The 12,113-nt window shown below is 62.1% G+C and carries 10 protein-coding genes and 2 tRNA genes; 8 read left to right on the top strand and 4 right to left on the bottom strand.

Annotation, left to right across the window (positions count from 1 at the left end; translation table 11 throughout):
* A partial coding sequence (locus HMPREF2944_RS07810) for a M1 family metallopeptidase (protein ID WP_246826294.1) occupies nt 1–955 on the bottom strand: 955 nt, incomplete at its 3' end.
* Between the two features lie 404 nt (nt 956–1,359).
* On the opposite strand from HMPREF2944_RS07810, the gene HMPREF2944_RS07805 reads away from it, so the two are divergent.
* Both HMPREF2944_RS07805 and HMPREF2944_RS07800 read left to right on the top strand, forming a co-directional pair.
* The gene (locus HMPREF2944_RS07805; protein ID WP_070682182.1) at nt 1,360–1,851 is read left to right on the top strand and encodes a ribose-5-phosphate isomerase; all 492 of its coding nucleotides are present in this window, start codon (nt 1,360–1,362) and stop codon (nt 1,849–1,851) included.
* 127 nt (nt 1,852–1,978) lie between these two features.
* Complete coding sequence (locus HMPREF2944_RS07800; RefSeq protein WP_070682178.1) at nt 1,979–2,863, top strand: Fpg/Nei family DNA glycosylase; 885 nt, start codon at nt 1,979–1,981, stop codon at nt 2,861–2,863.
* A gap of 346 nt (nt 2,864–3,209) precedes the next feature.
* Here HMPREF2944_RS07800 and HMPREF2944_RS07795 read toward each other — a convergent pair.
* Nucleotides 3,210–3,280: transfer RNA gene (locus HMPREF2944_RS07795), tRNA-Gly, on the bottom strand.
* 174 nt (nt 3,281–3,454) lie between these two features.
* Here HMPREF2944_RS07795 and HMPREF2944_RS07790 point away from each other — a divergent pair.
* The 6 genes from HMPREF2944_RS07790 (at nt 3,455) to HMPREF2944_RS07765 (ending at nt 9,279) form a co-directional block, all read left to right on the top strand.
* Nucleotides 3,455–3,529, top strand: a tRNA-Pro gene (locus tag HMPREF2944_RS07790).
* A 108-nt stretch (nt 3,530–3,637) separates the two neighbouring features.
* Nucleotides 3,638–4,939, top strand: coding sequence for a trigger factor (gene tig, locus HMPREF2944_RS07785; RefSeq protein ID WP_049331341.1), 1,302 nt, complete (start codon nt 3,638–3,640; stop codon nt 4,937–4,939).
* A 344-nt stretch (nt 4,940–5,283) separates the two neighbouring features.
* Complete coding sequence (locus tag HMPREF2944_RS07780) at nt 5,284–5,937, top strand: ATP-dependent Clp protease proteolytic subunit (protein ID WP_049331339.1); 654 nt, start codon at nt 5,284–5,286, stop codon at nt 5,935–5,937.
* 5 nt (nt 5,938–5,942) lie between these two features.
* Entirely contained in the window at nt 5,943–6,632 is a 690-nt protein-coding gene (locus HMPREF2944_RS07775) for an ATP-dependent Clp protease proteolytic subunit (RefSeq protein ID WP_083298903.1), read from the top strand.
* A 488-nt stretch (nt 6,633–7,120) separates the two neighbouring features.
* Nucleotides 7,121–8,452 carry an ATP-dependent Clp protease ATP-binding subunit ClpX gene (clpX, locus tag HMPREF2944_RS07770; RefSeq protein WP_246826303.1) on the top strand — a complete coding sequence of 444 codons (1,332 nt, stop codon included), beginning with the start codon at nt 7,121–7,123 and terminating at the stop codon, nt 8,450–8,452.
* Nucleotides 8,453–8,637: 185 nt separating this feature from the next.
* Nucleotides 8,638–9,279, top strand: a complete 642-nt coding sequence (locus HMPREF2944_RS07765; RefSeq protein WP_070682170.1) for a DsbA family oxidoreductase — start codon at nt 8,638–8,640, stop codon at nt 9,277–9,279.
* A 188-nt stretch (nt 9,280–9,467) separates the two neighbouring features.
* On the opposite strand, the gene HMPREF2944_RS07760 is transcribed toward HMPREF2944_RS07765, so the two are convergent.
* Complete coding sequence (locus HMPREF2944_RS07760; protein WP_070682166.1) at nt 9,468–11,015, bottom strand: LssY C-terminal domain-containing protein; 1,548 nt, start codon at nt 11,013–11,015, stop codon at nt 9,468–9,470.
* Nucleotides 11,016–11,136: 121 nt separating this feature from the next.
* Entirely contained in the window at nt 11,137–11,565 is a 429-nt protein-coding gene (locus tag HMPREF2944_RS07755; RefSeq protein WP_070682163.1) for a hypothetical protein, read from the bottom strand.
* Nucleotides 11,566–12,113 lie beyond the last annotated feature (548 nt).

The following is a 12,113-nucleotide window of genomic DNA, read 5'->3' as shown; positions in this document are numbered from 1 at the left end:
ACCACTTCATGGTGACCAGGTCGCCGAACCACATATGAGCCAGCTCGTGCAGAACGGTGATAGCGCGGCGCTCACGCAGAGCCTCCGCAACCTTGGAACGGAAGACGTAGGTCTCCAGGTAGGTCACGCAGCCCGCGTTCTCCATCGCGCCGGCGTTGAATTCGGGCACGAACAGCTGGTCGTACTTCTCGAAGGGGTAGGGGGTCTTGAACTGCTCTTCGTAGAACTCGAAGCCCTGGCGGGTCAGCTCAAACATGTCCTCGGCATCAACGAAGGGCATGAGGGACTTACGGGCGTACACGCCCAGCGGAATCACGCGACCCTCGGAGTTAGTCAGCTCGCTCGTGATCTTCTCGTAGGGGCCGGCCACGATTGCGGTGATGTACGAGGACATGCGCGGGGTCGGCTTGAAGTACCAGGTGTTGGCGCGGCCGCAACCGCAGTCCTTCGGCTCAACCTTCACCTCGGGCTGGTTCGACACAACCACCCAGTGCGAGGGCACGCGCACCTCAAACTCGAAGGTGGCCTTCAGATCGGGCTGCTCGAAGACGGGGAACACGCGGCGGGAGTCCGGCACCTCAAACTGGGAGTACAGGTAAATCTCGCCGTCGGCGGGGTCCACAAAGCGGTGCAGACCCTCACCGGTGTTGGTGTAGAACATCTCGGCTTCGATCTTCAGAACGTTCTCGGCGGCCAGGTTCGGCAGCTGGATGCGCTCGCCGTCAGCCAGGTCGGTGCTGAGCTCTTCGCCATTGAGGTTAATAGACTTGACCGAGGAGGTGATGGCGTCGATAAAGGTCGAGGCACCTTCCTGAGCGTCGAAGCGGATTTCAACGTTCGAGGTGAAGACATCCTGATCGGTGCGCAGGTCGAGGAAGATATGGTAAGAGTGAACGCGCTTGATAATGGATGCGCGCTCAATCGCCTCATCGCGGGTTAGGTTTAGGCCGGGCATTGGATTCCCTCTCCATAGAAGTGACACGGCGGACGGTGGCGCGGCGTGCCGTCCTGACACGCCGACGCGGTGCCCGGGCGTGCGCATCCGCCGCGCCGTTGAACTCGCTTAATGCTGTCGGGGCTTGCCGGGGTTGCGTCTGAGCGCTGCGGGTGGTGTTTTCTCGCGGGCGCTACGCATCGGGACACCGCAAAGTGCCATATCCCACAGTTTACCGTATGCGGGCGGTGCGGGCGGGGTTCCCCATTACCCGAACCCGCGCGAATTCGCTACAGTTAGTAGGTACAGACTAAGAGAAACCCCGAACCGAATCGGGGGAAAACATCCCAACTGAGGATGCGAGGCGTGCCTCGGCCCGGCTTTGCCGCCCCGAGCCGCACGCAACACCACACCAGGAGAGCACCATGCGCGTACACATCGCAACCGACCACGCAGGCCTCGAACTGAGCCACTACCTGATCGAGTCCCTCACCGCCGAGGGCTACGAGATGATTGACCACGGCCCCGCCGACTACGACCCGCTGGACGACTACCCCTCGTTCTGCATCAACGCCGCCCTGGGCGTGAAGCGCGACCGTGAGGCCGGCCTGGACTCTCTCGGCATCGTGCTGGGCGGCAGTGGTAACGGCGAACAGATGGCCGCCAACAAGGTGGAGGGCATCCGCGCGGCCCTGGCCTGGAACCACGACACTGCGGCCTTGGCCCGCGAGCACAACAACGCGCAGGTGGTAGCCGTGGGCGGCCGCCAGCACAGCAAGGAAGAAGCACTGGAAATCATCAAGGTCTTCCTGGCTACCCCCTGGACCAACGAGGAGCGTCACGCACGCCGCATCGGCCAGCTGGCCGAGTACGAGCAGACCGGCGCGATTGCCGGCAAGCAGATTGACGCCGCCTAAAGTTTTGAACGCCTTTGGTGCATAGCGCAGGCTATGCGCCAAAGGCGTTTTCACGCCCCGTTTTTCACGACCCCCGATTTCTGTCGGGCCCACCCGCACTATTCCGCAAATACCGTGAGGAGCTACCGTGCCCGAAGGCCATTCCATCCACCGCATCGCCCGCCAAATCAGTGACGTGTTCACCGGCGAGCGCGTGCGCGTCAGCTCCCCGCAGGGACGCTTCACCGATGGGGCGGCCCTGCTGGACGGGCACGTTATCGCCGGCGCCTACGCGCACGGCAAGCACCTGTTCGTCACCTTCGATAACGAGCTGACCCTGAACGTGCACCTGGGCATCTACGGCAACTGGACCTTCGGGGGCGACGAGACGTTTACGGGTGCTTCGAGCATCGGCGCGCCCCGCAAGATTGGTGAGAAGGAATACGCGGCGGGGGAGGAGCGGCCCTACGCCGGTCCTCCCGAACCGAAGAGCACCGTGCGTTGCCGCATCGTTTCGGAGCACGGCTGGGCCGACCTGGTTGGGCCCACCATTTGCCGCGTGCTCACCCCGGAGGAGGTGCGCACCGTCCGCTCCAAGCTGGGCCCGGACCCGCTCAACTCCGACGCCGACCCCGAACGCTTCTACCGCGCGGCCCGCAAGAGCGGACGCCCCATCGGCGTGATCCTCATGGACCAGGCCGCCATTTCGGGCGTGGGCAATATCTTCCGCGCCGAGTCGCTCTACCGCCAGGAAATTGACCCGCTGCGCCCCGGCAAGAGCCTGAGCGACGACGAGCTCAAGCGCCTCTGGGAAGACAATAAGCACCTGCTCGTCATTGGCGTGCGCGTGGGTCGCATCATCACCACCGAGCCCGAGGACCGCCCCGGTATTCCCGAAACTGAGGCCTGGCCCGAGCACGCGAACTACGTGTACAAGCACCAGGGCGAGGCGTGCCCGCGATGCGGCACCACCATCCGCATGGAAGAAATCGCCGGACGCAAGCTCTACTGGTGCCCCGGCTGCCAGGTCTAAATTCTGTGCTGCCAGCGCTAATGTCTGAATATATCGAGCCCCTGAGAAGGTTCTCGGAGGCTCCGAGCGCGCGAGGGAATGCATTTTCGCCCGGAAGCGATTCCCGGAGATTAGTTCTCGAGGGGATGACGGGCTGGAGTCTAAAAGTTTCGAAAGCTTTCGGAACTTTTAGACGTAAGCGATTCCCGGCATCCCCGAGCGGGATTTGTGGAGGGGATGACGAGCTGGAGCGTGCGGATTCCGAGCGCGCGAGGAAACAAATCCGCATGCGGAAGGGATTCCCGTCATCCCCTCGAGGGAAAAAGAAAAGGGCCTCGACGCGAAAGCGTCGAGACCCTAAACCTCGAGGGGATGACGGGAATCGAACCCGCGTAATCAGTTTGGAAGACTGAGGCTTTACCATTAAGCTACATCCCCGCATGGAACCTGACCATAGTATCGGTGTGGGGTGGAACCTGTCAAACCCGAGGCGTGAGAGTGTTGCTTGAACCCGCGCCGCATCCGCCGTTCTGTTGGGCATTTAGCGGGAAAACAGGTAAACTAGGACATTGACTGTGTTAAACGCTCCGGTGTTTAACGCGGTTAGTTTCACGGGGCGTGGCGTAGCTTGGCTAACGCGCCTGCTTTGGGAGCAGGAGATCGCAGGTTCGAATCCTGTCGCCCCGACGTGAAACGGTTGCCGCGACGCTACAGGGTCGTGGCGCTCTTTCCACTAAGCAACAGCGGCACGCCCGAGACCCGTGCCGTACCGAACGATATGAGGAGATCACGGACGTGAAGACCGCCGTCGAGAAGCTCAACCCGACCCTCGCAAAGATTGAGGTCGAGGTTCCCTTCGTAGAATTCAAGCCCTACCTGGACCGCACCTACAAGAACCTGGCTGGCCAGATTAGCGTTCCCGGCTTCCGCAAGGGCAAGCTGCCCAAGCAGCTCATCGAGCAGCGCGCGGGCTTCGACTACATCGTTGAGGCATCCCTGAACGACGCCCTGAACGACTACTACGCACAGGCACTGGGCGAGAACGACCTCTCCCCCCTGGCACAGCCCGAGCTGGACGTTCAGTCCCAGCCCACCACCGAGGACCGCGAAGCTGACATCAAGCTGACCATCACCGTGACCGTCCGCCCCGAGATCGAGCTGCCCAACTACGAGGGCATCGAGGTTGAGGTGGACGAGGTTGAGGTGACCCCCGAGGACGAGGTTCAGGCACTGGACGCTCTGCGCGAGCGCTTCGGCACCCTGAAGACCGTCGAGCGCCCCGCCGCCGACAAGGACTTCGTGACCATCGACATCGCCGCAGAGATCGACGGCGAGCAGGTGGACGCAGCTAACGACCTGTCCTACCAGATCGGTTCCGGCACCATGCTCGAGGGCATCGACGAGGCCCTGACCGGCCTGTCCGCTGGCGAGGACGCAACTTTCGAGACCAAGCTCTCCGGCGGCGAGCACGCCGGCGAGGAAGCCGTCATCAAGGTCAAGCTGACCGCCGTCAAGGAGCGCGAGCTGCCCGAGGCTGACGACGAGTTCGCACAGCTGGCTTCCGAGTTCGACACCATCGAAGAGCTGAAGGAAGACATCAAGAAGCAGGTTGCCGAGGCTAAGGTTGCCGAGCAGGGCACCCAGGCGCGCGACAAGGTCCTGACCAAGCTCGTTGAGCTGGTCGAGGTCCCCGTCCCCGAGAAGGTCATCGAGGATCAGCTGGAGCAGCACTTCAACGCTCCCAACGCTGAGCCCGGCCACGACACCGAGGAGCACCGCGCCGAGGTTCGCGAGAACACCGAGACCGCCTTCAAGAACGAGATGGTTCTGGACGCCCTCGCCGACGCTCTGGAAGTGACCGTCGACCAGGCCGAGATGATTAACTACATCATCACCATGAGCTCTCAGTACGGTATGGATCCGAACCAGTTCGCACAGATGCTGGACGGTTCCGGCCAGGCTGGCGCACTGGTCGGCGAGGTTCGCCGTTCCAAGGCTCTGGCTGAGGTCCTGAAGACCGCAGTGGTCAAGGACTCCAAGGGCAACACCGTTGACCTGTCCAAGTTCCTGGGCCAGGGTGAAGAGGCAGCTGCCTAATCCCTCCCACGAATAGCTTGCGCGTGGTGCTTGCGGGGTAGCCTCCGCGGGCGCGTTGGCGCGCATATCGCATCGCCTCGGCGGGTGCTCACCGGTTTCGGTGGGTGCCCGCCGAGGCGTTTCTGTGCCTGCCCCGCAATCGTGTGCTTCCCGAGAGCGGCCTCGGGGCGGGCCGGTTACCGTCCCGGCAGGTGTGAGCTTCACCCCCTGGCGAACGGGCGACGCGCGGGGAGCGGGGGAGAGGCAACTATCGGTAAGGTAGTAGCAACGAAACTTTTCGCGTGCGCTTCGGCGCGCACTGTGCGCAAAGATGCCGCGAAGTCCCTAAGAGAAGAAGAGGAAGAATGTCCAGCTACATGCCTCTGCCCATCGGCGCCTCCCAGGCGGCCGGCGTGGCGCCCTCGCCGTCGATGGCAACCCCCATCGTTGGCGCCCAGGAAGATTACGTGTACAACAGCCTCCTGAAGGAGCGCATCATCTGGCTCGGCTCCGAGGTGCGCGACTCGAACGCTAACCTCATCTGCTCGCAGATGCTGCTGCTCTCGGCGGAGGACCCCGAGGCGGACATCTACCTGTACATCAACTCGCCCGGCGGCTCCGTGACCGCCGGTATGGCAATCTACGACACCATGCAGCTCATCCCGAACGACGTGGTGACCGTGGTGACCGGCATGGCGGCCTCCATGGGTCAGTTCCTGCTCACCGCGGGCACCATCGGCAAGCGCTACGCAACCCCGAACGCCCGCATCCTGATGCACCAGCCCCTCGGCGGCATCGGCGGTACCGCATCCGACATTCGCACCCAGGCCGAGCTGATTCTGGACATGAAGAAGCGCCTGGCAGAGATTACCGCGGAGCGCACCGGTAAGAGCCTGGAAACCATCCTGAAGGACAACGACCGCGATAACTGGTTCAACGCGGAAGAAGGCCTGGAATACGGCTTCTTCGATCACATTGCCACCACCGCCGGTAAGCTGCCCGAGTCGAAGAACGCATAAGGGAGATGCACATGAACTACCTGCCGAACGATATCACCACCTCGGCGCCGGCTATGCCGAGCAACCGCTACGTGCTCCCCAGCTTCGAGGAGCGCACCCCCTACGGTTACAAGCGTCAGGACCCGTACGCAAAGCTGTTCGAGGACCGCATCATCTTCCTGGGCACCCAGGTGGACGACGCCTCCGCAGACGACATCATGGCTCAGCTGCTCGTGCTGGAGGCGCAGGACCCCGAGCGTGACATCACCCTGTACATCAACTCGCCCGGCGGTTCCTTCACCGCGATGACCGCCATCTACGACACGATGCAGTTCATCCGCCCCGAGATTCAGACCGTGTGCCTGGGCCAGGCGGCTTCGGCTGCGGCCGTGCTACTGGCCGCCGGCACCCCCGGCAAGCGTCTGGCACTGCCGAATGCTCGTGTGCTGATTCACCAGCCGGCCCTGAGCGGCCAGCAGGGTGGTCAGGCCTCCGACATCGAGATTCACGCGAACGAGGTTATGCGTATGCGCGAGTGGACCGCCCAGACCCTGGCACTGCACTCGGGCAAGACCTACGAGGAAGTTGACCGCTCCATCGAGCGTGACAACATTCTGACCGCCGCCGGTGCGCTGGAGTACGGCCTGGTCGACAAGGTCCTGGAGTCTCGTAAGCTGCGTAAGCCCGCGACCAACACCGCTATTTCCCACACCTAAGCCGCCACCGGGCTCGATGGCTCGCCGAACGAGTATCGGGCGCGATGAACGGTAACCGCTGTGAGAGAGGGACGGAACGGTTCCCGAAACCCTAGCGCCGTGCAGGCGTGGGGGTTCGGGCGCCGTTCCGTCCCTTAGCTTTATGCGACGTATTGTGACGGATGCCGCAACGAAACACGGGGATGTTTCTAGGCCATCGAGCGGCTCCTCTAGCCCCGCCGAAACCCCCGCGCAACGGGGTCGGTCAAGGAACGCCCCTAAACGTCATATTTGACCCGGTTCGTCATATGGGTACCGACTATCTTCTTCGGGGGTCGTAATTCTGAGTTCCGGGGTGAACTCCGGTAGCCTAGAGAGGTAGAGATCATCTCTCACCGTGAAGAGCGCCCGGCCCCTCCGTGCGCTGCTCCGAGAGACGACCACACGAATGAAAGGGGATTCTCGTGGCAACAGACATTACTTTGCCCCCCGAGCCGCCCAACGCCAGCATGCGGTGCTCCTTCTGTAAGAAGACGCGCGCACAAGTATTCAAGATTGTGCTCGGGCCGAATGTCTCCATCTGCGATGAATGTGTGGAGCTCTGTGAAGAGATTCTGGCCGACGAGCGTCTGAAGGCAAACGCTCCGGTGGCCCCCGCATCCCCCAAGCAACTAGCCACCCCGCGCGAGATCTATAGCCACCTCAACGATTACGTCATCGGTCAGGACGCCGCGAAGCGCACCCTGGCGGTGGCGGTGTACAACCACTACAAGCGTATTCACGACCTGGACAACCCGGTACTGACCTCCCGCACGCTCTCGGCGACGGCGGGGGAGCAGGTGGAGCTGGGCAAGTCCAATATTCTGATGCTCGGCCCGACCGGCTGCGGCAAAACCTACCTGGCCTCCACCCTGGCGAAGAAGCTGGATGTGCCTTTCGCCCTGGTCGACGCGACCACCCTCACCGAGGCGGGTTACGTGGGTGACGACGTGGAGAATATTCTGCTGCGCCTCATCAACGCCGCCGACGGTGACGTGGCGAAGGCTCAGCGCGGCATTATCTACATTGACGAGATCGACAAGATTGCTCGCAAGGGTGGCGAGAACCTCTCCATCACCCGTGACGTGTCCGGTGAGGGCGTGCAGCAGGCGCTGCTGAAGATTATTGAGGGCACCGTGGCGACCGTACCGCCGGAGGGCGGACGCAAGCACCCGGCCCACGCAAACATTGAGATCGATACCTCCAATATTCTCTTCATCGTGGCTGGTGCCTTCGACAATATTGACGACCGCATCGCGGCCCGCGTGGGTGCCGGCGGCATCGGTTTCGGTGCCGACCTGGGCGGTACGGTGAGGGACCCTCTCGAGCAGATTATGCCCGAGGACCTGGCCCACTACGGCATCATCCCCGAGCTGATTGGACGCCTGCCGGTCATCTCGACCCTGAGCGAGCTCAACGAAGAAGAGCTGGCTCGAGTGCTGACCGAGCCGAAGAACGCACTGCTCAAGCAGTACCGTCACCTCTTCGCCCTGGACGGCGTGGAACTGATTATTGACGATGCGGCAATCGCAGCTATCGCCCGCCTTGCCGCCGAGCGCGGTACCGGCGCCCGCGGTCTGCGCTCCATGATGGAGCAGATCCTGCAACCGGTCATGTTCGAGATTCCGGACCGCACCGACGTAACGTCCATCGTGATTGGTGAGGACACCGTGCTCAACGGCGCGGAGCCCCGCTACGTACTGCAGGTCCCCGACCCGGGAACCGAGACTACCCGCACCGCGAAGGGGGACGCGAAGACCGCCTCCCTGAAGGCCGCGAAGGCCGGGCGCAAGGTGGCCTAATCGAATACTTCCGGCCGAAGAGGCCAGGGAATAAAGAAGCCGTCGCCCCGGTTATACGGGGTGACGGCTCACTAGCAGGTGCCGCACTTAGAGACCGCGGGCCTGGCTGGTGCAGATATCAAAGGTGAACACAGGGTGCCGGGCCGCACGGGCGGTACGCGCATCCGTACAAGAGAGGAACACCCATGGCTGAGAACGCCCCCGCACAGGTTGATTTCTGGTTCGATCCGATTTGCCCCTGGTGCTGGATTACCTCCCGCTGGATTGGCGAGGTGCAGAAGGTCCGCAATATTGAGGTGACCTGGCGTCCCTTCTCCCTGTCCATGCACAACCAGGGCCGCGACCTGCCCGCCGACTACCAGGCAGCGATGGACCGGTCCTGGGCGCCGACCCGCCTCATTACCGCTGTGCGTGAGCTGCACGGCAACGAGGTCATCAAGCCCCTCTACGACGCTCTGGGCGAGCAGATTCACCACAACAAGAACAAGGCTGATTCCTACCGCGACGCAATCGTCAAGGCGCTGGAAGAGGTCAACCTGCCCGCAGAGCTGGCGGATGTGGCCTTCACCGACAAGTACGACGAGCAGATGCGCGCTTCCCTGGACCTCGCCCTGAAGACCGTGGGCGGCACCGATGTAGGTGTTCCGCTGATTTCCATCAACGGCACCGCCTTCTTCGGCCCGGTCATCTCCCCGAGCCCCGCCGGTGAAGAGGCTGGTAAGCTCTTCGACGGCGCCCTGGCGCTGGCTTCCTACCCCGGCTTCTTTGAGCTCAAGCGCCCCCGTAACGTGGGCCCGATTTTCCATGGCGAAAAGGGTGAAGCCTAAACACAGCGGGAACTGAGGCACGAAACTCCGAGGCTCGAAACGCCGGGGACTGAAGCCCCAAGACTCGAAAACCCCGAGCTCGGCAGAGCCCCTCGGCGATAGAGCCTCAACAGAGCATAAAAGTACCGCCCGGTCACACTGACCGGGCGGTACTTTCTGTCTAACGGTGCCGAATTGCCGGATGCGGGTCAGGCTTGGCGGCTTCGGTTTTCAGAAGCCGTCTTTCGTGCTTTCTGAGCCTTGCGCTTAGCCCTGCGCTCCAGAACCTTCGGGTGCGTCGCGCGCTGCACAATCTTCGTGTCGCGCATGTGGAAGGTGCGGGTCGCGGTGTACTGGACCGCCTCGTCCGAGGTGAACGCCAACATTGCGAACACCGCAACGCCCAGCTGGAAGAAAATCGTGGACAGCAGCAGGGAGTGGTGCCCCCACAGCACGCCGCCGGTAATCGCCGCGAAGTTCAATGCCGTCAACAGCAGAGCCAATCGACGAGCCTTCGACGAGCCGCGCAGCGTGCTCCACAGCAGGAAGAGGTGGACCGCAGAATAGACGGCTACGAAGCCCACCAACACCGCGCTGGTGATGGTCAGCAGCACGTCGCTATCCACCTGATCGAATAGGCTCAGCAAATCAAGATCGTCGCCGGATCCTTCCTCGAGGAGCTTGGCTCGCAGGGCCGGTCGGCTGAGCGCCAGAATGACGCTGTTGACAATATCGGCGAGGGTCACGGCGATGAGCATACCCGAACCGACCAGCAGACTCAGCGGCATGCGGTAGGCCAGGTCGTGGGCGCTGGAGAGGTGAATTTCTTCCTGCTCCTGTGGCTCCAGTCCCTCATTGTTCAGCACGATGACCGGGAGCGCGCCGTCCGTGCGGATCGCGTCGCCGCCGCCGTTGCGGGCGTGATAGCCGGAGGAGAAATCGTGCAGAATCTCAACGTGAGTTTCCGGGTGAGCGTACTGAATGGACTCCACAATGTAGTCGCGTTCAAAGTCGGTTTCACCGTCAATGCGGTGTGTGACCTGCAGGGTGAAGAAGCTGAAACCCACACCGGAGTCGTAGGTGCCCGCCGCTAACCAATCCACCTGGTGACCGCCAGGCAGAAGCCAGCCGTCCGGGGTTTTCCAGAAGCGCACGTGGTGGCGTTTCTCGGGGTTGCCGTCCACTTCCTTCTGGTAGGCGAAAGCCTGCGTCTTACCAAAAATTTTCAGCGGGGAGACGGGCGCCTCCGAGTAGGAACGGCGGGTGATGGTGGAGATAATAATCTTCCAGGAGGAGACGAGGGTGACGTTCTCAGCGCGGGTCCAGCCGGCGTCCTGCATGACCTGGTGAATCTGCTCCTCGGTACCAATCAGACCGATATTGACCGGGTCACCGAGCCGACCGTCCGGGGTGCGGGTGCGCCCAATAAAGTAGTCGGGCACGTATATGCGGGTCATGATCGCATGAAAACGCGGTAGCGTCAGGTACGCGGTGACTGCCCAGAAAATGAAGGCAATGGGGAAACCCCAGAAAGAATGGCCAACCGTATTCGCCAGAATCATGAAGGTCAGCACGACGGAGGCCACACCGGCAAAGATGAAGAAGAGGGTATCCCAGAAATCGACCCACAAGCTGCGCGGGACGAGGTTTTGCGCCGTGCCGCGCGCATCAATATCACCGCGGTAGACGGGTGGGGAGGTGACCGGCGGCGCAACTTCGCTACGTGTGGGACGTAGGATGCGTTTCGGGTGGGACATGCGCGCCCTTTCTGTGCGCTGAACTGGTGCCAGAAAACTATACCAAAAGCTCGTTGCGCGGGAGCCTCGGTTGCGGAAGGCCCACGGAGGAGAATGGCCCGAGGTCTTTTCCGGAGGGGGGCTAGTTGAGGGGGAAGCCGTCCTGCACAATTGCCCGGTCTGCGGCAATGGTTGTCTCGTGGCGCAGCATGTCTCGACCCTCACGCATGAGGCGCACCCACTTGCGGGTTAGCTCTTCCAGCTCGGCGGCGCTCAGGGTGCCGGAGGCGATACTGGCCTCATCAGCGGCGGCGGAGTAGGTGATGTGTTCGTGCCAGAGCTCATAGACCTCGTTGGTGTAAGAATCGTGGAGCGTCTGAGCGTGTTCGCGTGCCTGGCGGATGTATTCGCCGAGGACGGAGAGGTAGCGCTGGAGCTGGTCCTGGCTCGGGGTGTCGGTTGAGGGGGCGTCAGCCGTTACCGGGGTGGGAGAGCTCTGCCTCGCGGGTGAGGGGGCGGAGTAGTTCGCCTGCCTCGCAGGGGTGTGTTCTGATGCTGAATGGGGAATCATGAGCGGTCGTACGCGCTAGCCATGGCGCGCGGGTAGGGTCGGGATGCGACATCGCACCCCGGCGGTGGGTAGTGGTGTGGCTGGTCGGCTTATTGGCTCGTACCGGTGGCGTGCGCTCGCTGAAGTGAAGTGAATTGAGGGGAACCCTCGCAAACCATCATACAAAAAAGTGACCGTCAATCTAATAAGGTTGATTAGCGGTTGGGGGACCCAAAAAATATGCACACAAACGCAATAATCTGCAATGAGAGGGTTTCAACCCCACATAATAGGGAGGGGAGAAGGGCTATCTGGGAGATAAATCCCCAGGTCCAGGGGATTCGGCGGGGGATTCGGGGGTGTTATAGCTGAGGCGCACGGAGCCGGAAGGCCTGCATTGCGAGTGGTCGTTGAGAACGAGATTTTATGCATGAAAAAATAACAAATTTCCTTTCGGCTGAAAGAAAAGAATAGAGCAATAGGGGCTCCGCTGGCATCGGTGCCCACCGGAGTTGCACGGAGTGTAGATAAGCGAGGCGGGGAGGTACCGAAATTACGGTACCTCCCCG

The sequence above is a fragment of the Rothia sp. HMSC072E10 genome (assembly GCF_001813965.1).
Lineage (GTDB): Bacteria > Actinomycetota > Actinomycetes > Actinomycetales > Micrococcaceae > Rothia > Rothia mucilaginosa_A.
Note: the sequence above shows the minus strand (reverse complement) of the source record. Positions and strands in the feature narration are given on the sequence as shown.